This window comes from Pistricoccus aurantiacus, from assembly GCF_007954585.1.
Taxonomy (GTDB): Bacteria; Pseudomonadota; Gammaproteobacteria; order Pseudomonadales; family Halomonadaceae; genus Pistricoccus; species Pistricoccus aurantiacus.
The window spans coordinates 1,381,013-1,401,219 of record NZ_CP042382.1 but is presented as its reverse complement, the minus strand read 5'-3'; the positions used below and the strand labels follow the sequence as shown (position 1 = coordinate 1,401,219).

Here is a 20,207-nt window from a genome sequence, read left to right as displayed (position 1 = left end):
GCGCTTGGATGACAAGCCTCGGTCGCTCCTGTTCGGAGGATTCTCATGAGCTTTTCGACTTCCCGCCAATATCCTACCGCGCGCTTGCGTCGCATGCGCAAGGACGACTTCTCTCGCCGCTTGATGCGGGAAACCACCCTGACGCCGAACGATCTGATCTGGCCGGTGTTCGTTCTCGACGGCAAGAATCGTCGTGAAAGCGTCGCCTCGATGCCGGAGGTGGAGCGACTCTCCATCGACCTGCTGATCGAGGAAGCCAAGGAAGCCCAGGCGCTGGGCATCCCGGCCCTGGCGCTTTTCCCGGTAATCGATACGGCGCTCAAGAGCGAGCTGGCGGAAGAAGCCTACAACGCCAGTGGACTGGTGCAGCGAAGCGTCGCCGAATTGAAAGCGGCCTGCCCGGAGCTTGGGGTCATCACCGATGTCGCCCTGGATCCTTACACCAGCCACGGCCAGGACGGTATCCTCGACGAGCAGGGCTACGTGCAGAACGATCGCACCGTGGACACTCTGATCAAGCAGGCGCTTTCCCATGCGGAAGCCGGGGCGGACGTGGTCGCGCCCTCGGACATGATGGATGGTCGTATCGGACTGATTCGCGCCGTGCTGGAGCGAGAGCAGCTGCACAATACCCGGATCATGGCCTACAGCGCCAAGTACGCCTCGCGCTATTACGGCCCTTTCCGCGACGCGGTGGGCTCCGCCGCTAACCTGGGCAAGGCGGACAAGAGCACCTATCAGATGGACCCGGCCAACAGCGACGAGGCCCTGCAGGAAACCGCCCTGGATCTGGCGGAAGGGGCGGACATGGTGATGGTCAAGCCGGGCATGCCGTATCTGGACGTGGTGTGGCGGATCAAGCAGGAGCTCAAGGTGCCGACCTTCGCCTATCAGGTCAGTGGCGAATACGCCATGCACATGGCCGCCTTCGAGAACGGCTGGCTGGACGCGGACAGCGTGATTCTCGAATCCCTGGCCTGCTTCAAGCGCGCCGGCGCGGACGGCGTGCTCACCTACTTCGCCAAGCGCGCGGCCAGACTGCTGGCGTCATGACCTGAACGGGTTCTATGTGCGGGGCTCGGAGCGCCGAAAGGCGTCGAGCTCCGCGGGATCGAAACCAGCGACCTCTTCAGGCAAACCATGCAGCTGGCGCTGCTTGCGCAATTCAAGCCTCTCCGCCAGGCGCTCCGCGTCGTCATCCATGGTACGTCCTTCCAGCGTTTCCAGCTGGGCCATGCCCTGATGATAGAAGGCCAGCAGGTCCAGAGCCCGAACATCCCCCTGCCGGCTTGCCTGACGCAATGTGGATAGATGAGCGCTGACTCGGGCAAGATGCTGCTTGAGCCGCGTCACGTAGCGGACTTCCGCCATATCGGGCCGGCGACGCCACCAGGCAAAGATCAGACTGGTCGCCAGCAGTCCCAGCAGCACCCCCAGAGCATTCAGCCAGAAGCTCGAACCGAAGCTTTGCACCAGCAGCTGAGAGAACGCCAGCCCGAACACCAGCAGCAGCGCAGCCATGGTCCAGCCGACACGTTTCGACTTGTGCCGATACTGCCGCGCGTCCACGGATTCGAGGCGGAACATCATTTCAGGCGCTCTGCGGCCACGGTCAGCAAATGCTCCGTCATTTCCCAACCGATACAGGCATCCGTCACGGAAACCCCATAGCGCAGCGCCTGGGGATTCAGGGGCTGCCTGCCTTCGAACAGATGACTTTCCAGCATCACGCCGATCAGATCGCGATTGCCCTGCAGTCGCTGATTCAGCACGTCCAGCAGCACCTCGCCCTGACGGCGATGATCCTTGCGGGAATTGGCGTGACTGCAGTCCACCATCATCGCCGGGGAAAGCCCCGCCGCCTCCAGCGCGTGACGACAGACAGCCACCTTGTCAGCCTGATAGTTGGGCGCCCCGTGACCGCCGCGCAGCACCAGGTGCGCATGAGGATTGCCCGGGGTTTGACGCATCACCGGGCGACCGTCGAGATCCACCGCGAAATGTCGATGGCCATGAGCCGCGGCGCGCATGGCGTCGATGGCCACCTGAATACCGCCGTCGGTGCCGTTCTTGAAGCCCACCGCCGCCTCCAGGCCGCTGGCCAGCTCGCGGTGAACCTGGGACTCCGTGGTGCGCGCGCCGATGGCCACCCAACTCAACAGATCGTCGAAATACGGCGCCACCATGGGCTGCAGCAGCTCCGTGGCCAGCGGTAGACCCTGGGCCGCGATATCCCGCAGCAGTTCTCGAGAGAGCGCGAGTCCGTAGGCCATGTCATCGCTGCCATCCAGCCCAGGGTCGTAGGCGAGCCCCTTCCAGCCCACGGTGGTGCGGGGTTTTTCCACATAGACCCGCATCACCAGCAGCAGCCTGTCACTGACCCGAGACGCCAGGCCCGCCAGGCGTTCGGCATATTCTCGCGCGGCGCGCGGATCATGAACCGAGCAGGGCCCGACCACCACCAGCAGGCGTTCGTCTCGGCCTTCAAGCACTGCGCGAACCGCTTCGCGCTGCTCTGCGATACGGCGACTCAGGGCGGGATCGACGGGCAGATGCTCGCGTAGCTCGCGAGGGGTGGGCAGCACGAGCTCACTGGAAGCAGGCGCGCTGGCGCGGCAGTCGATATTGATGGGAGCATTCTCCCGACAGGTGGAAGTCTTCAATTCAGGCAAGGCAACGGTATTCATGATCAACTCCGACAACGCGATAAACATAGGCCGATAGAGCCACCCTGTTTGCCCCGGCCGGAGGCGGCGGACTGAACCGACCGGAGGCCGCTATATCGCCAGCCGCGATAAGGAAGATAAAAGTCCCCTGGCTTGGCAATGTCAGCGATTCGATCGGTCATGATGTCTTTCCTCTTTGGTCTGCAGTCATTAAAAAACCCCCGATCGGGATGCCGACGGGGGTCATGATGCAGTGGCGGCAACCCGGTTGCGGGGTGCGCCTGGCGGTAGTCAGATCAAAGTTACCGCTCGCGCACCGGCGCTAAACCAATAGTTACCCTGCCGGTAGCCAAGGCGTGCGGATACATCGGCATGAATCGACGAGTTCAAACGCTTGACGCTTGGCATGATGGTCTCCTGAAACTGCCGTTTATCCTACACCGCTGATGCCGCTTGGCAAGAGGCGGAGGCTATCAAAAGATACCCGAGTCGCCCAGGACGAGCACCAGGCCGATGACACCGGGCAATAGCGCCATTCCGACGAGTACGACAAGTATCAGGAAAAGCCCTAAAAAACCCGTACTGTCGCGAAACTTCTTGTCGCTATTCGCCATGGTGCTGCTCCTTGCAAGTCGTTGAACAAAAAAATCTTACCTCAAATATCTCGTGGTATCGATGGAAGATCATCCCCGCCGCGCTTGGCGGAATCGTCTCCATCGTCAATATCATGCACCCGAGGCGCATAGCTGAACACATCGGAAAAAACGCGCTCCGGTTTCAAGCCGAGGGGTGACAGGGCATCGACACAGGCGTAAACCATACCCGGCGAGCCGGAAATGAACACATCGTGCTGGCTCAGGTCGGTGAGATTGCGCACCAGCGCCTGATCGATACGTCCTTGATGCGCCGTCACACCGGGCGCATCGAAGTCGTTCTCGATATTCGCCTCCACCGCCACGTGGAAATGAAAATTCGCATAGCGCGCCGCCCACTCCCGGGGCAGGGTTTCCAGGTAGAGATCCCGCCGCTCCCGCACCGCCCACCAGAGATCGACAGGACGCTCGCTGTCCGCGGCAAGAGCCGCTTCGAGAATGGCCTTCATCTGGGCGAAACCGGTGCCGGCGGCGATCAGCAGCAAGGGGCGGCGGCTATCCGGCTCCAGGACGCATTCACCGCCGGGAAGACGCAGGGTCAGTCTTGTCGCGTGTCGCATCATCTCTTTGAGTCGCGCGGAATTGCTGCGCTCCGGCCAGTGCTGAATATGCAGCTCCAGGGTGCCGTCGCCACGATTTGCATTGGCGATGGAGAACGGCACCCAGGTATCGTCATCAAGAGCAAGTTCGAGATACTGGCCCGGCGCATGAGCCAGCGCCTGAGCGCGCCCTTGCAGGTGAACGCGAAAGACATCCTGACTAAGCTCTTCGACATCGGTTATCTGGCAGATCACCGTCCTTGCAGTCATAGTTTCCTCGTCTTGGATTAGGCCAAATCGATCCCGAGACTTGTCCAGCGCGCCTCGACCCTGGCCTTGATCTCCGGGTCCATGGCAATCGGATTTCCCCATTCGCGATCCGTCTCGCCGGGCCACTTGTTCGTCGCATCCAGGCCCATCTTCGACCCCAGCCCCGCCACCGGCGAGGCAAAATCCAGATAGTCGATGGGCGTGTTTTCCACCATTACCGTGTCTCGGGCCGGGTCCATGCGGGTAGTGATCGCCCAGATCACGTCCTGCCAGTCTCGAGCGTTCACGTCGTCATCGAGCACGATCACGAACTTGGTATACATGAACTGGCGCAGGAAGCTCCACACCCCCATCATTACCCGCTTGGCATGGCCCGGATACTGCTTTTTCATGGTCACCACCGCCATGCGGTAGGAACAGCCTTCCGGGGGCAGATAGAAGTCATTGATCTCCGGAAACTGCTTGCGCAGAATCGGTACGAACACTTCGTTGAGCGCCAGGCCGAGAATCGCCGGCTCGTCCGGCGGGCGACCGGTATAAGTGGAGTGATAGATCGGGTTGCGCCGATGGGTGATGCGCTCCACGGTAAACACCGGAAAGGATTCAACCTCGTTGTAATAGCCGGTGTGATCGCCGAAAGGGCCTTCCGGCGCGATATCATCCGGGTAGATAAAACCTTCCAGAATGATTTCCGCGGAAGCCGGCACCTCCAGATCCGCATGGCCGCACTTGACCAGCTCGGTGCGCGAGCCTCGAAGCAATCCGGCGAAGGCGTACTCCGAGAGGCTATCTGGCACCGGAGTCACCGCGCCGAGAATCGTCGCCGGATCCGCGCCAAGGGCTACCGCTACCGGAAACGGCTCGCCGGGGTTCGCCTTCTGAAATTCCTGAAAGTCCAGGGCGCCGCCGCGATGGGACAGCCAGCGCATGATCAGCCGATTCTTGGCTAGCTTCTGCTGGCGATAGATGCCAAGGTTCTGGCGTTTCTTGTGCGGCCCTCGAGTCACCACCAGCGCCCAGGTGACCAGCGGCGCCACGTCGCCGGGCCAGCAGTGCTGTATCGGCAGTTTATCGAGATCGACCTTTTCGCCTTCCAGGATCACTTCTTGCACCGGCGCATGGCGCAGGATCTTTGGCCCCATGCTCATGACCTGCTTGAAGATCGGCAGCTTGTCCCAGGCATCGCGGAAGCCCTTGGGCGGGTCCGGCTCCTTGAGAAACGCCAGAAGCTCCCCCACTTCGCGAAGCGCGGCCACGCTGTCCTGCCCCATGCCCAGTGCCACCCGTCTGGGCGTGCCGAACAGATTGCCCAGCAGCGGCATGTCATGACCCTTGACGTTCTCGAACAGCAGCGCCGGGCCACCGCCACGCAGGGTGCGATCGCAGATTTCGGTGATTTCCAGATAAGGGTCTACCTCGGCGCTCACCCTCACCAGCTCTCCCTGAGCCTCCAGCGCCGCGATAAAATCCCGTAGGTCCTTATATTTCATGGAATGTTTCCACGCCAAAACACAAAAGGAGCAGCATAGCATGCCGCTCCCTCTTGTACTGCCTGGCCTGGTGGCAATCATCATCGCGGCTTTCTCGAGCCCAGGCCTTTGCGAAGGCGCTATGAACCCTTCCCTAGGCGCTACCTTTTCCATCCATGGAAAAGGACCTTCGCAGCCGACCTTTCCTCGACGCCGCTCACGTCAAACTGTCCTCATGCAGAGCAGACAAGACGTGAAGAAGCGGCCGTCGCGCGCAGCAGGCTGAATCAACGCCGCTTCATGGCCTCGAAAAACTCCAGATTGGTCTTGGTGTCCTTCAACCGATCGATCAGGAATTCCGTGGCGGCTACGTCATCCATGGGATTCAACAGCTTGCGCAGGATCCACATGCGTTGCATCTCGTCTTCCGAGGCGATCAGATCCTCCCGGCGGGTGCCGGAACGGCGAATATTGAACGCGGGATAGACGCGTTTTTCCGCCAGCTTGCGGTCCAGATGGGCTTCCATGTTACCGGTGCCCTTGAACTCCTCGAAGATTACCTCATCCATCTTCGAACCGGTGTCCACCAGCGCCGTGGCGATGATGGTCAAGCTGCCGCCTTCCTCGATGTTGCGCGCCGCGCCGAAGAAGCGCTTGGGCTTTTCCAGGGCGTGGGCGTCGACACCGCCGGTCAGCACCTTGCCGGAGCTGGGTACCACGGTATTGTAGGCCCGGGCCAGACGGGTGATGGAATCCAGCAGGATCACCACGTCCTTCTTGTGCTCCACCAGGCGCTTGGCCTTCTCGATGACCATTTCCGCGACCTGCACGTGTCGCGCCGGCGGCTCGTCGAAGGTCGAGGCTACCACCTCACCGCGCACGGTGCGGGACATTTCCGTCACTTCTTCCGGTCGCTCGTCGATCAGCAGCACGATCAGATGGCATTCCGGGTTGTTGCGGGTAATGGAAGTGGCGATGTTCTGCAGCATCAGCGTCTTGCCCGCCTTGGGCGGCGAGACGATCAGGCCGCGCTGGCCCTTGCCGATAGGAGAGGTCAGGTCGATAATTCGGGCGGTAAGATCTTCCTTGGAGCCATTGCCGATTTCCATCACCAGGCGTTCATCGGGAAACAGCGGCGTCAGGTTCTCGAAGAGGATCTTGTGCTTGGCGTTTTCCGGGCGATCGAAGTTGATCTGACTGACCTTCAACAGCGCGAAATAGCGCTCGCCTTCCTTGGGAGGTCGAATCTTGCCGGCAATGGAATCGCCCTTGCGCAGATTGAAACGACGGATTTGCGAAGGAGAGACGTAGATATCGTCCGGGCCCGCCAAGTAGGAGCTGTCAGCGCTACGTAGAAAGCCGAAGCCGTCCTGAAGAATCTCCAGCACGCCATCGCCATGGATGTCTTCACCACTCTTCGCATGCTTCTTGAGAATGGCAAAAATGATGTCTTGTTTGCGTGAGCGCGCCAGGTTATCGATACCCATGTCCTGGGCGATAGCCAATAGCTCCGGCACGGTCTTTTGCTTGAGTTCGGTAAGATTCATCGGTTCGTTAGAGATTGCTCGTGTCAACGTGATGGCCAGGCGCCGGAAAACGACAGGAAGAAGCGAAAGGCAATATGCCGCATGATGCGTTCAGAGCCCTGGGCATTCACTCGCAAGCCATGTTCGGCGAGCGCCCTCCGGGGAGGAGAACGATACCTGAAATCGAGGGAAGTACTGTACTTGCGTGAATCGCCGTTTGGGTCAGCGGGCTGTCTGACGACTTGGTATTTGACGACTTAGACTATGACCGTGATACATCACCCGAGGGTGGATACCGTGAAGCGGTCGAGAAATATATGGAACGGGCCGACAGGTCGATGGTAGTCAAGCGAGGCAACAAACGCAAGCCCCGCCTCGATGTTTGCGTGCATTCGCCACGTTGACAAGCCATTGGGGTGGTCGCAACCTGAGCAGGCGACATGACAAGGAATTCATATGACCCGTCCAACCCCCTTCCTCGAGACTCCGGGTCCGCAGCGCGAACCGCATCTGCTGGCGGCGATTGATCTCGGCTCCAACAGCTTTCATCTGCTGGTAGCGCATGACCTGGAGGGCCGGCTGCAGGTCATCACCAAACGGGGTGAAAAAGTACAGCTGGGCTCCGGTCTTGATGAGGAGGGGCGTTTGAGCGACGACGCCATCCAGCGAGCGCTGGATTGTCTTGCGCGTTTCGCACCTTGTCTGGAAGGCGTGCCCATGGACCGGGTGCGTATCGTTGGCACCAATGCACTGCGCAATGCCGTCAACAGCCAGGCGCTGATCGAGCCTGCCGAGGCGCTGCTCGGTCATCCCATCGAGATCATTGCCGGTCGCGAGGAAGCCCGATTGATCTACCTTGGGGTAGCCCACGACGTCGCGGAAACCGAGGAACGCCGACTGATCGTCGATATCGGCGGGGGCTCGACGGAATACATCATCGGTGAAGGCTTCAAGCCCTTGGCGCTGGAAAGCCTCGACATGGGTTGCGTTTCCTATACCCGGCAGTTTTTCGATAACGGAACGTCAGGCGGCGAGATCAACGCGAAACGTTTTCGTCAGGCTGAGCTTAGCGCCCTTTCCGAACTGGCGCCTATTCGCCCTCGTTACCGAGCCTTGGGCTGGCAGGATCCGATCGGCGCCAGCGGCTCCATCAAGGCGATCAGCGCGGTACTTGCCGCCAGCGGAAAACGCCCGGAAGGTATCATCAAGCGCGAGGGACTCAAGGCGCTGCGCGAGCGCCTGATTGTCTGCGGGAGGCTCGACCGCGTGGAGATGGCGGGGTTGAAGGCGGATCGTGCCAATATCCTGCCCGCGGGCGTGGCAATTCTCGGCGCCATCTTCGAAGCGTTCGAACTCGAGCATATGCGTTACTCGGACGGCGCCCTTCGCGAGGGTGTACTGTACGATCTGCTGAAACGCAGCGCCGCCGAGACCCCGCATCCAGCCATTCTCGATAAGCTACGCAAGCGCTATGGAATCGATGGGTCTCAGGGAGACAACGTCGCTGCCTGCGCCCGGCACTGCCTGGATCAGGTACAAGACAGCTGGCGAATCCCCGACGAAGCCAAGCAGCTGCTATGGTGGGCGGCGCAGCTTCATGAAATCGGCCAGGCGATTTCCTACCATCGATTTCATCGCCACGGCCAATATCTGTTGACCCATTCCGATCTGTCGGGGTTTTCCCTGCCCCAGCAGCGCGCCATGGCCTTTCTGGTGCGCGCTCACCGGCGTAGATTCCCTCTTCAGGATTACCAGGCGCTACCCGATCGGGAGCGTCGCTTGCTGGGACGCCTGGCCAGGCTGCTGCGCCTGGCGGCGATCTTTCACCATTCCCGCCCGGCGGCGTCGGTCAGCGCCTTCCGCCTAGCGTGCGATGAAAACGACGCCTTGCAACTGACGCTTTCCACGGAACTTGCGGCCCAGGCCCTGCTGATTCACGACCTGGAACGCGAAATCGCCTATCAGGACGCCGCCGGTTTTCGTCTGAGCGTCGACGTGGCTAACGCTTCAAGACTCGAATATTCCTGACCCGCCAACCCGGCGCCTGGTAAAGCGTCGTCTCTTCCAGCGGATCGAGAACCGCCACCAGCGTTTCTCGATCGAAGGCCAGCAGCAGCTGGTTTCGCCGCCAAGGGGGAACGCTCGCCTCCTGCAGCAGCCGCTTGAGATCCCGCGAGCCGCGTTCGGCAAGCATCATCCGCTCACCGCCTCGTCGCGGCGCGAGCGTCACCGCCACCGAGCCGCCGTCATCCCGTTCCAGGCTGCCGGACAAGTGACCGAACGGCGTCTCTATGGAGCGCTTGCCGTCCCAGCAAGACTGCCAGGCTGCATCCAGGCTGACCGACGAGGCATGCAAGTAAAGATGCCCACGCCATAGGCGAGCCTCCGCATCAGACGCTTCCGCGTCGAGCGCCGCCTTGCCAGGCCAGGCAATACATACTCGGGCATCCCGTCTGGCGGCAAGCTGCTCCAGCAGGGCTTCCAACCGCCGGACCGGAGGTGTCGCCAGTTCCAGACGTCGACAACAGTGACGTATCAATAGCCGCTGGCGCGCCGGGGAAAGCGCGGCCAGCATGGCGAGAGGAAGTTCGGCAGGGTTGCCGCCGGCGCTAGCCAGGTCAAGTTCGGCGAGCTCTTCAAGCAGCGCATCCGCCTCGCCGACCAGTGTCGCGGCCCGGGCCAGCGAGGTTTCCGCCTGGGGCCATCGAGTTCTCAACTGAGCCATGACCCCATGTCGCAGAAAGTTGCGATCCAGACTGAGGTCATCGTTGCTGGGATCCTCCACCCACTGAAGCTCGCGCCTGACGGCATCCCTTTCGAGCCGTCGCCGGGTCAGCGCCAGCAGCGGCCGCTGCAACCTGCGACCTCGCCAATCCCTGGTCCTGGGCATGGCCGCCAGGCCGCGCACGCCGCTACCGCGCAGCGCCGCCAGCAGGAAGGTTTCCGCCTGATCGCTGGCATGCTGACCGAGCCACAGGGTTTCGCCCGGCTCCACACGCCTGGCGAAGGCGCTATAGCGCGCTTCTCTGGCAGCACCTTCGAGTCCTAGCCCTGCCTGTGGATCGATCCGTACTCGCTCGATAAACAGCGGCACCCCCAGGCGCGAACACAGCCGGCGACAGTGGTTCTCGAAACCGTCCGCTGCCCTCTGCAGGCCATGATTGACGTGCAGCGCGTGAATGGGACGTGGAAAACGCCGAGCGGCGTCGCAGGCAAGGCTCAACAGCAGGCAGGAATCCAGCCCGCCGGATAGCGCCACCCAGACGATACGCCCCGGCGGGGTAGCCGCCAGGGCGTTATCGATCAGCGATTGCAGTGACATGGTGAACGCTTCAGGCGGGGGCGCCGAAACTCATCAGCTTTTCATAGCGCCTGGCCAACAGTTCATCGATGGAAAGCGTCTGAAGCCGTTCGAGCCCTGCCAAGAGCGATTCCTTGACCGCGTTAGCCATCTCCACTGGGTGGCGGTGAGCGCCGCCCAAGGGCTCCTTGAGCAAGGTATCGACGAAGCCCAACTCCTTGAGGCGGGAGGCGGTGATGCCCATGGCCTGGGCGGCTTCCGGCGCCTTTTCCGAGCTCTTCCACAGAATCGAGGCGCAGCCTTCCGGAGAGATGACCGAGTAGGTGGAATACTGCAGCATCGCTAGCTCGTCGCAGACACCGATGGCCAAGGCTCCGCCGGAGCCGCCTTCTCCTACCACGGTGGCGATGATCGGCGTCTTGAGCCGGGACATCACCGCCAGGTTGTAGGCGATGGCTTCGCTCTGGCCGCGCTCTTCCGCGTCGATGCCCGGGTAGGCGCCAGGCGTATCGATGAAGGTCAGCACCGGCATCCTGAAGCGCTCCGCCATCTCCATCAGCCGGCAGGCCTTGCGGTAGCCCTCCGGCCTTGGCATGCCGAAATTGCGCCGCACCTTTTCCTTGACCTCGCGGCCTTTCTGATGGCCGATCACCATCACCGACTCGTCGTCGAGTCGCGCCACGCCGCCGACGATGGCCGCATCGTCCGCATAATAGCGATCGCCGTGCAGCTCATCGAAATCCGTGAACACGTGCTCGAGATAGTCCAAGGTATAGGGCCGCTGAGGATGCCGTGACAGTTGGGAAACCTGCCAGGGAGTAAGATCCTTGAAGATCGATTCCGTCAGCTTCTTGCTCTTTTCCTCGAGCCGGGCGACCTCTTCGCTGATATTGATCTGGCTATCGTTGCCGACCAGCCGCAGCTCCTCGATCTTCGCCTGCAGCTCGGCGATGGGCTGTTCAAAATCCAGATAGTTGGGGTTCATAGGTGTCAGCTTGTTGGCGGAAAACGGTTGATAAAGTGACCGGCATTATCGCAGCTTGTGTCCACGGCGCAAACGACCTTCCGCTAGCGGTACTTGAGTCTCACGCCGTCCTGTCCTTCCACTTCCCTGAGCGCACCGAGCAGGGCGTCGCTGGGGGCCACCTTCCAATCCTCGGAAAGCTCGAGCCAGCCCGCGGCCCGAGCGTTGCGATACCTGAGCCGCACCGGCAGTCCTTCGCTGTCCTGAAAGGAAGCGAGGCTGTGGCGCAGGCTGTCGATCAGGCCGCCGTTGGCCCGGGCGCCGTCCAGGCTGAGTTCCACCGCCTGGGCGAATCTTGCTCGGGCCTCGACCATCAGGGTGACCTCCTTGCCTCGCAGCCGCAGGCCGCCGGAATAGTCGTCGCTTGCCACCTCCCCCTCGACGATCAGCACCTGATCTTCGGAAAGCTGTCCGCGAAGCCGTTCGTAGATCTCGCCGAACAGGGACGCCTCGATACGCCCGGTGCGGTCGTCCAGGGTGAGAAAAGCCATGGTGTCGCCGCGCTTGGACTTCATGGTGCGGCTCGCCACCACCAGCCCCGCCACTCGCTGGGATTCCCGAGACGGCTTGAGATCCGCGATGCGGGTGGCGACGAAGCGCGAGAGTTCCTGTTCGTACTCGTCGATGGGATGGCCGGTGAGATAGAGCCCCAGGGTATCTTTCTCCCCGGATAGGCGCTGCTTGTCCGACCACTCGCGAGCGCCGCGATACTCCGCGTAGGCGTCCTCCTCGGCGGTATCGACGAAGGCCTCGCCGAACATGTCCAGCATGCCCAGGCTCTGGTTGGCGTGATTCTGGGCCGCCGCCTTCAAGGCATCCTCCAGCGCCGCCGCCAGCACCGCGCGGCTCGGCCCCAGGCTGTCCAGGGCACCGGAGCGAATCAGGGCTTCCAGGGTGCGCTTGTTGAGCCGGCGCGGATCGACCCGGCGACAGAAATCGAACAGGTCCTCGAAGGGGCCGTCCGCGCCGCGGGCCTCGACGATGGCGCCGATGGGGCCTTCCCCCACCCCGCGAATCGCCCCCAGGCCGTAGACGACCCGACCCTCCTCGTCGACGCTGAACTTGTAGCCGCCCATGTTGACGTCCGGCGGCGTCACCGTCAGCCCCAGGTGGCGGCACTCCTCGATCAAGGGCACCACCTTGTCCAGATTGTCCATCTCCGTGGACAGCACCGCCGCCATGAAAGGCCCGGGATAATGGGCTTTCAGCCAGGCGGTTTGATAGGAGACCAGGGCATAGGCGGCGGAGTGGGACTTGTTGAAGCCGTAGCCGGCAAACTTCTCCACCAGATCGAAGAGGTTCCCCGCCAGATCCTTGTCGATGCCGTTTTCGGCGCAGCCTTCCATGAAGCCAGCGCGCTGCTTGGCCATCTCCTCCGGCTTCTTCTTGCCCATGGCCCGGCGCAGCAGATCCGCCTGGCCCAGGCTGTAGCCCGCCATCACCTGGGCGATCTGCATCACCTGCTCCTGATACAGGATGATGCCGTAGGTGGGCTCGAGCACCGGCTTCAACAGCTCGTGCTGATAGTCCGGGTGGGGATAGGCCAGTTCCGCACGGCCGTGCTTGCGGTTGATGAAGTCGTCCACCATGCCGGACTGCAGCGGTCCCGGGCGAAACAGCGCCACCAGGGCGATCATGTCCTCCAGGGAATCCGGCAGCAGGCGCTTGATCAACTCCTTCATGCCCCGGGATTCCAGCTGGAACACCGCGGTGGTCTCCGCCTTCTTGAGCATGGCGAAGGTGGGGGCGTCGTCCAGGGGAATGCCGGTGATATCCAGGGGCGCTTCTCCCGCCGCCCCCCGCACCTTGTCGACCATCTCCAGGGCCCAGTCGATGATGGTCAGAGTACGCAGCCCCAGGAAGTCGAACTTGACCAGGCCGGCCTCTTCCACGTCATTCTTGTCGAACTGCACCACCAGACCGTTGCCGTGCTCATCGCAAAGCAGCGGCGAGAAATCCGTGAGCTTGGTAGGGGCGATCACCACGCCGCCGGCGTGCTTGCCGGTGCCTCGGGTGATGCCTTCGAGCTGCAGGGCCATCTCCCAGATTTCCTGAGCCTCTTCGTCGGAATCGAGAAATTCCTTGAGCGCCGGCTCTTGGTCGATAGCCTTGGTGAGCGTCATGCCCACCTCGAAGGGAATCAGCTTGGAGAGCTTGTCCCCCAGGGAATAGGGCTTGCCCTGGGCCCGGGCCACGTCCCGCACCACCGCCTTGGCGGCCATGGTGCCGAAGGTGACGATCTGGGAAACCGCGTCGCGACCGTAGCGGCTGGCCACGTAATCGATGACGCTGTCGCGCTTCTCCATGCAGAAGTCCACATCGAAGTCCGGCATGGACACTCGCTCCGGATTGAGGAAGCGCTCGAAGAGCAGATCGTATTCCAAAGGGTCGAGATCCGTGATCTGCAGCGCGTAGGCCACCAGCGACCCGGCGCCGGAGCCGCGCCCCGGCCCCACCGGCACGTCGTTGTCCTTGGCCCACTGAATGAAGTCCATGACGATCAGGAAGTAGCCGGGAAAGCCCATCTGCAGGATGATGTTCAGCTCGAAATCCAGGCGCTCCCGATAGAGCTTTTCCGTGGACTGCCAGTCCTCGCTCTCCCGGGGATGGCACGCGGCGGGAAACAGCTTGTCCAGACGCTTTGTCAGGCCGTCGTGAGACACCTGGCGGAAGAACTCGTCCAGGGTCATGCCCTCGGGGATTTCATACTCCGGCAGGAAGTATTCCCCCAGGCGCAGCTCGACGTTGCAACGGGCGGCGATCATCACGCTGTTTTCCAGCGCTTCGGGAATGTCCGCGAACAGCTCCGCCATTTCCTCCGGGCTTTTCAGGTACTGCTCTTCGCTGTAGCGGTTCTCCCGCCTAGGATCGTCCAGGGCCTTGCCTTCGCCGACGGCGACCCGGGTCTCGTGGGCCCAGTAGTCTTCCCGTGCAAGAAAGCGCACGTCGTTGGTGGCCACCACCGGGGTATTCATCTCTTCCGCCAGGGTGACGCTAAGATGCAGGCAGTCCTCTTCCTCCGGTCGTCCGGTGCGGATCAGTTCCAGGTAGAAACGTCCGGAGAAATGGTCGCGCCATTCCTCGAGCAGGGTTCGCGCCTGAGCCTGATGATCCGTCAGCAGATGGCGACCGATCTCCCCTTCCCGGCCCCCGGAAAGCGCGATCAGCCCCTCGCTCTGGGCGAACACCCATTCCTTCTTGAGCAGCGCCCGGCCCAGCCGCTGGCCTTCCATCCAGCAGCGGGAAATCAGTTCCGTGAGGTTGCGATAGCCCTGATTGTCCATGGCCAGAAGGGTCAGCCGGTAAGGGCGGCCCTCGTCGCCGGGATTGTCGAGCCAGAAATCCGCGCCAATCACCGGCTTGAGACCCGTCCCCTGAGCCGCCTTGTAGGCCTTGACCAGACCGAACAGGTTGGTCTCGTCCGTCACCGCCAGAGCCGGCAGGCCGAGCGCCGCGCTTCGCTTGACCAGCGGCTTGAGCCGCACCAGGCCATCGACCAGGGAATACTCGGTATGAACGCGAAGATGCACAAAAGACATGGCGAACTCGTGAAGAGAAGATGAACAGAAAGACGGTTGATACCCACCGCCGGTCACTACAGGAGCGCAAGCTGTCTCTTAAGAGCTTGTTTGCGATCTAGCGAGTTAGAGCCAGACGAGGCAAATTCGAACGAAAAAGCGCAGTTTACACGGAGTAAATGAGCATTTTGAGATCGAATTTAACGACGTATGGCCGACACGCAGCAGATCACAAGCATGCTCTTACAGGGGCGAAGCTCCTGCGATGTTCCGCCAATGGCCCCAGGCGTTCAAGAGCGGCCAGATGCTGCGCGGTGGGATAACCCTTGTGACGAGCGAAGCCGTACTCAGGGTGTCGAGCGTCCAGGGCGACCATCTGGCAGTCCCGGGCCACCTTGGCCAGGATCGACGCCGCGGCGATGGCCGGATGTCGGGCATCCCCCTTGACCACCGCCTGACCGGGAAGATGATGACCCGGCAGCCGGTTGCCGTCCACCAGCAGATATTCCGCCTGGGGCGCCAAGGCATCCACCGCCCGACGCATGGCCAGGTGGGTGGCATGATAGATATTGAGTTCGTCGACTTCCAGGGCCGAGGCCTCGGCGATGGCGAAGGCCAGGGCATGACGGCGAATCTCGCTATCAAGCCGCTCCCGGTGCTCGGCGCTCAGCGCCTTGGAATCCTTGAGTCCTTCGATGGGGTTATTCGGGTCGAGAATTACCGCCGCGGCCACCACCGCGCCTACCAAGGGCCCGCGGCCCACCTCGTCGACGCCGGCCAGGAATGGTCCTGAGTAATCGATGAGTAACGGCGGATGGTTCATTGTCACGGCGCGCTGCCTCGCGAGCCTTGCTGAGCCGTATCGTCGAAAATCGCTTCTGCATCGACGCTTGGCGGAAGCTCACGTCCCTCGATCAAGGCCATGATGGCCTCCGCGGCCCGACGGCTTGCTCCTCGCTGCAGCCCGGCGTGCATCTCGGCAAAGCGCGTTTCCAGAGCGCTGCGTGCGCTTTCGTCTTCCAGCAGGGCCGCCAGTTCGTCGGCGATGGCCTGAGGGCTGGCGGCGTCCTGGATCAGCTCCGGCACCAGGGTTTCCCGGGCGATCAGGTTGGGCAGGGAAATCCACTCGGTCTTGACCAGCCGCCGAGCCAACCAATGAGTGGCCGGTGCCATCTTGTAGGCCACCAGCATGGGGCGATGACACAGCATGGCTTCCAAGGCAGCGGTGCCGGAGGTCAGCAGCACCAGATCGCTGGCGATCATGGCTTCTCGGGCCTGACCGTCGAGCACCGTGACCCGTGGCTCGAGATCGGGAAATGCTTTCAACAAGGCATCGAGTTCCTGACGACGCTGGGAGGTCGCCGCGGGAATCACCACCTCGAGATCGGCAGTTCGCTCCGCCAGGAGGCCCACCGCCTCGAGAAAGGTCGGGCCGAGAAAGCGAATCTCGCTCCCTCGGGAGCCGGGCAGCACCGCCAGAAGCGGCGCGTTCTCCGAGAGCCCTAGGGCTTTGCGAGCTCCCAGACGATCATTTTCCAGCGGCAGCTCATCCGCGGTGGGATGGCCGACGAAGGCGACCGGCACTTGGTGACGCCGATAGAAGGCAGCCTCGAAGGGCAGGAAGGTCAGCATGGCGTCCACGGAGCGGGCGATTCCCTTGACTCGGCCCTGGCGCCAGGCCCAGACGGAAGGACTGACATAGTGGGCGGTGGTCACCCCCGCCTCGCGAAGCCGCCGCTCCAGGCCCAGATTGAAATCCGGCGCATCGATACCGAGCATGATGTCCGGCTGCCAGGCCAGGGCGTCCCGGATCAGCTCCCGGCGCACCTTGATGAGTTTCGGCAGGTGCTTGAGCACTTCCACCAGGCCCATCACCGAAAGCGTCTCCAGCGGATAGCGGCTGTCGAACCCTTCCGCCTGCATATGGGCGCCGCCGATGCCGCGAAACAGTATCGGCCGGCCCAGCGCCTTCAGCGCGCGCATCAGGCTGGCGCCCAGCAGGTCGCCGGAGAGTTCGCCGGCGACCAGATAGACCTTGAGAACCTGCTTACGATCTGCTGCGTGTCGGCCATTCGTCGTTAAATTCGATCTCAAAATGCTCATTTACTCCATGTAAACTCCGCTTTTTCGTTCGAATTTGCCTCGCCTGGCTCTAACTCGCTAGCTCGTAAACGGGTTCTCGGCGCCACTTGGCCCATGATTTAGCGAAGAATCCCGCGGGTCGATACGCGGATGGATTCGGCGAAGGTTCGGGTTTCCGGCAGGTTGAAACGGCTGTCGATGACGCTCAAGGCCTGTTCCACGGTCAAGCCCTTGCGATAGACCAGCTTGTAGCATTCGCCGAGGGCGTTGATCGCCTCGCTGGAAAACCCGCGTCGCTTGAGTCCCACAAGGTTGAGTCCATAAGGTTTGGCCGGATTGCCGTTGATGATCACATAGGCGGGGGTATCCTTGGTGATGATCGAGCCGCCGCCGGCCATGGCGTGCTCGCCGAAGTGACAGAACTGGTGGATCGCCGAAAGGCCACCGAGCACCACGGAATCGCCGAGCTTGACGTGTCCCGCCAGGGTGACCTGGTTGGCGAGAATACAGTCGTCGCCGATCACGCAGTCGTGACCCACGTGCGCGTAGGCCATGAACAGGTTGCGACTGCCGATGGTGGTGACGCCGCGATCCTGCACGGTACCGCGATGCAGGGTAACGCATTCGCGAATCACGTTGTCGTCACCGAGTTCCAGACGGGTCGGCTCGCCGGCGTACTTCTTGTCCTGACAGTCCTCCCCCACGGAGGCGAATTGAAAGATGCGAGTGCGTTCGCCAAGCACGCAAGGCCCTTTAACGACTACGTGGGGGCCGATACGACTGCCACGGCGTATCGTGACGCCCGGTCCGATGACCGTGAAGGGCCCCACCTCCACGTCTTCGTCCAGGTGAGCCTTGGGGTCGACGATGGCTGTGGGATGAATCAAGCGACCTTCCTCTCGGCACAGATGATTTCCGCCGCGCAAGCGATCTCACCGTCTATCGTCGCCTTGCAGTCGAACTTCCAGATGCCGCGTTTCTCGCGCATCACGTTGGCTTCCAGAAGCAGTTGATCGCCGGGCATGACCGGGCGCTTGAAACGCACGTTGTCACTGCCCACCAGGTAATAGACATAGCCGTCCGCCGGGCGCTTGTCGACGGTCTTGAAGCCGAGGATACCGCAGGCCTGAGCGAGAGCTTCCACCACCAGCACCCCGGGCATGATCGGATGGTGCGGGAAATGGCCATTGAAGAACGGCTCGTTGATGCTGACGTTCTTGTAGGCGACGATGCGCTCCCCCAGGTCCAGCTCCAGCACCCGATCCACCAGCAGGAACGGATAGCGGTGGGGCAGATACTCTCGGATTTGATTGATGTCCATTACCATCGATGCAACCTCTGAAATAGCGAAATGCCCACTTCCGAACGGGCATGAATCCGCCAGCTCCTCGAGTTGCGTGCTCGACGACAGCTGGCACCGGCCTGTCTAGCTCAACTATCGTCCTTGTATTTCTCGTCGCGCTGCCTTTCGACGTCAGGTTTCTCGTCCCTACGTTTTTCGAGACGCGACAGGCGCTTGGCGAGGGCATCGAGCTGCTTGAAGCGCACGGCGTTCTTGCGCCACTGACTGTTGGGCATGGTGCCGCCGGCGCCGGAGGAATAGACGCCGGGCTCGTGGATCGAATGGCTCACCAGACTCATGCCGGTGACCTGCACCCCGTCGCAGAGGGTCAGATGACCGGAAAGCCCCACCCCGCCGCCCAGCATGCAGTGGCGGCCCACTCGGGTGGATCCGGCGATGCCCACACAGCCCGCCAAGGCGCTGTGATCGCCGATCTGGACGTTATGGGCGATCTGCACCTGGCTGTCGATCTTGACGTCATTGCCGATCAGCGTATCTCCCAGCGCCCCGCGATCGATGCTCGAGCAGCTGCCGACCTCCACGTCGTCCCCCAGCACCACGCCGCCGAGCTGGGCAATCTTGTGCCAGCGGCTGCCATCGTGGGCGAAGCCGAAACCGTCGCCGCCGATCACGCAGCCGCTGTGCAGAATGGTGCGCTTGCCGATCATCACCCCGTGAGCCACGGTGGCGTTGGCGTGCAGGCGTGACCCCTCGCCGATCACGCTATCCGCGCCCACCACGCAGCCAGGACCGACGACCACGTCCCGTTCGATCACGACGCCCGCCTCGATCACCGCCTGGGGGCCGATCTGCACGTTTTCCCCAATCCTGGCGCTCGGAGAAACGATGGCGCTTTCGTGCACGCCGGCCTCGAAGCGGGCAGCCAGGGGATCGAACAACCGCGAGAGCCGGGCATAGCCCAGATAGGGATTGTCCAGGGTCAGACAGGCAACGGGGCACTCGTCCGCGTGACTGGGGTGCAGCAGAACGGCGCCGGCCCGGGTACCGGGCAGATACTTGAGATAGGCGCGATTGGCCAGGAAGGCGATATCGTCAGGCCCCGCGTCACCGAGGGTCGCCAAGGCGCGGACCTGCCGGGCACCGTCGCCGATCAGCCGGGCATCCAGATGCTCGGCGAGGGCCTGAAGCGTGTAAGAGATGTCATTATTATTCATAACCGGGAATGCCAGGGATGCGGTACCAGGAATCCGTACGCAAGCCTCAGTTGAGCGAGTTGAGAATCTCGGTGACCTCCTCGGTCACGTCGAGCAGCTCGATGTCCGTATGAATCACGCCCTCTCGATCCGCCAGCACCTCGATGTCGTGGCGTTCGATCACCTGATCCACCGCCCGCTCGAGTTTGGGCTGAGCCTGATCGAGAAAAGTCTTTTCCGAGCGCATGCGCGCTTCGGCGATCTGCTGGCGAAGCTGCTGGAAACGCTGACCTTTCGTTTGAAATTCCTGCTGGGCGGATTGACGCTGAGCGTCGGACATGGTCGCGCCGTCGCGCTGCAGCCGCTCCTGAAGCGACTGCAACTCCTTGCCCAGAGCCTCGGCTTCCTGCTGCTGGCCGGCGATCTGGTTCTTGAGCTGATTCATCGACCGCTGGGCCGCCTGGGTATCCAGCAGCGCCTTGCGCCAATCCAGTACCGCCACTTCCGCCGCCTGTGCTCCAAGGCTCCCCAGCAAACAGACGAAAAAAAGAGCTCCGGTCAACTTGCGCATGGTTGTCTTCCCACTGATTTCTTTAGTTTTCTGTACGACTTATCCGTCGACCTCGACGGAACCGCTACGCTTCCGCCAACGACCTTTGCTTG

General features: G+C 62.1%; 17 protein-coding genes. 2 read left to right on the top strand and 15 right to left on the bottom strand.

The features are described from left to right. Positions 1 to 45: 45 nt before the first annotated feature. The gene (hemB, locus tag FGL86_RS06755; protein WP_147183863.1) at positions 46 to 1,053 is read left to right on the top strand and encodes a porphobilinogen synthase; all 1,008 of its coding nucleotides are present in this window, start codon (positions 46 to 48) and stop codon (positions 1,051 to 1,053) included. Between the two features lie 12 nt (positions 1,054 to 1,065). On the opposite strand, the gene FGL86_RS06750 is transcribed toward hemB, so the two are convergent. The 6 genes from FGL86_RS06750 to rho form a co-directional block, all read right to left on the bottom strand. Continuing rightward, entirely contained in the window at positions 1,066 to 1,590 is a 525-nt protein-coding gene (locus FGL86_RS06750) for a DUF3087 family protein (protein WP_147183862.1), read from the bottom strand. Continuing rightward, on the bottom strand, positions 1,587 to 2,687 hold the full coding sequence (locus FGL86_RS06745) for a 3-deoxy-7-phosphoheptulonate synthase (RefSeq protein ID WP_246131753.1): 1,101 nt from the start codon (positions 2,685 to 2,687) through the stop codon (positions 1,587 to 1,589). Before FGL86_RS06745 ends, FGL86_RS06750 begins: the two co-directional genes overlap by 4 nt. A gap of 452 nt (positions 2,688 to 3,139) precedes the next feature. Further along, positions 3,140 to 3,280: a hypothetical protein gene (locus FGL86_RS17910; RefSeq protein WP_186764488.1), complete on the bottom strand. Its 141-nt coding sequence runs from the start codon at positions 3,278 to 3,280 to the stop codon at positions 3,140 to 3,142. A gap of 41 nt (positions 3,281 to 3,321) precedes the next feature. Further along, positions 3,322 to 4,128: an NAD(P)H-flavin reductase gene (locus FGL86_RS06740; protein ID WP_147183860.1), complete on the bottom strand. Its 807-nt coding sequence runs from the start codon at positions 4,126 to 4,128 to the stop codon at positions 3,322 to 3,324. A gap of 17 nt (positions 4,129 to 4,145) precedes the next feature. Further along, the gene (gene ubiD / locus FGL86_RS06735) at positions 4,146 to 5,618 is read right to left on the bottom strand and encodes a 4-hydroxy-3-polyprenylbenzoate decarboxylase (protein WP_147183859.1); all 1,473 of its coding nucleotides are present in this window, start codon (positions 5,616 to 5,618) and stop codon (positions 4,146 to 4,148) included. A gap of 266 nt (positions 5,619 to 5,884) precedes the next feature. After that, complete coding sequence (rho, locus tag FGL86_RS06730; RefSeq protein WP_147183858.1) at positions 5,885 to 7,144, bottom strand: transcription termination factor Rho; 1,260 nt, start codon at positions 7,142 to 7,144, stop codon at positions 5,885 to 5,887. Positions 7,145 to 7,579: 435 nt separating this feature from the next. Between rho and FGL86_RS06725 the strand changes: the two genes are divergently transcribed. Continuing rightward, positions 7,580 to 9,151 (top strand): Ppx/GppA phosphatase family protein, encoded by a 1,572-nt coding sequence (locus tag FGL86_RS06725; protein WP_147183857.1) that lies wholly within the window; start codon positions 7,580 to 7,582, stop codon positions 9,149 to 9,151. Here FGL86_RS06725 and tilS read toward each other — a convergent pair. From tilS to FGL86_RS06680, 9 genes are all read right to left on the bottom strand, one after another. Beyond that, positions 9,123 to 10,445 (bottom strand): tRNA lysidine(34) synthetase TilS, encoded by a 1,323-nt coding sequence (gene tilS, locus FGL86_RS06720; RefSeq protein WP_147183856.1) that lies wholly within the window; start codon positions 10,443 to 10,445, stop codon positions 9,123 to 9,125. The genes FGL86_RS06725 and tilS overlap by 29 nt on opposite strands. A gap of 10 nt (positions 10,446 to 10,455) precedes the next feature. Continuing rightward, entirely contained in the window at positions 10,456 to 11,409 is a 954-nt protein-coding gene (gene accA, locus FGL86_RS06715) for an acetyl-CoA carboxylase carboxyl transferase subunit alpha (RefSeq protein ID WP_147183855.1), read from the bottom strand. Positions 11,410 to 11,492: 83 nt separating this feature from the next. Next, a complete protein-coding gene (gene dnaE / locus FGL86_RS06710; RefSeq protein WP_147183854.1) occupies positions 11,493 to 14,987 on the bottom strand; it encodes a DNA polymerase III subunit alpha in 3,495 nt (1,164 codons plus the stop codon). A 208-nt stretch (positions 14,988 to 15,195) separates the two neighbouring features. Then, positions 15,196 to 15,789, bottom strand: a complete 594-nt coding sequence (gene rnhB / locus FGL86_RS06705; RefSeq protein WP_147186108.1) for a ribonuclease HII — start codon at positions 15,787 to 15,789, stop codon at positions 15,196 to 15,198. A gap of 2 nt (positions 15,790 to 15,791) precedes the next feature. Next, the gene (gene lpxB, locus FGL86_RS06700; RefSeq protein ID WP_425468326.1) at positions 15,792 to 16,949 is read right to left on the bottom strand and encodes a lipid-A-disaccharide synthase; all 1,158 of its coding nucleotides are present in this window, start codon (positions 16,947 to 16,949) and stop codon (positions 15,792 to 15,794) included. Positions 16,950 to 17,167: 218 nt separating this feature from the next. Then, complete coding sequence (gene lpxA / locus FGL86_RS06695; protein ID WP_147183852.1) at positions 17,168 to 17,935, bottom strand: acyl-ACP--UDP-N-acetylglucosamine O-acyltransferase; 768 nt, start codon at positions 17,933 to 17,935, stop codon at positions 17,168 to 17,170. Then, positions 17,932 to 18,375: a 3-hydroxyacyl-ACP dehydratase FabZ gene (gene fabZ / locus FGL86_RS06690; protein ID WP_147183851.1), complete on the bottom strand. Its 444-nt coding sequence runs from the start codon at positions 18,373 to 18,375 to the stop codon at positions 17,932 to 17,934. Before fabZ ends, lpxA begins: the two co-directional genes overlap by 4 nt. Before the next feature lie 104 nt (positions 18,376 to 18,479). Next, positions 18,480 to 19,565, bottom strand: a complete 1,086-nt coding sequence (gene lpxD, locus FGL86_RS06685; protein ID WP_147183850.1) for a UDP-3-O-(3-hydroxymyristoyl)glucosamine N-acyltransferase — start codon at positions 19,563 to 19,565, stop codon at positions 18,480 to 18,482. A gap of 46 nt (positions 19,566 to 19,611) precedes the next feature. After that, a complete protein-coding gene (locus tag FGL86_RS06680) occupies positions 19,612 to 20,115 on the bottom strand; it encodes an OmpH/Skp family outer membrane protein (protein ID WP_147183849.1) in 504 nt (167 codons plus the stop codon). Positions 20,116 to 20,207 lie beyond the last annotated feature (92 nt).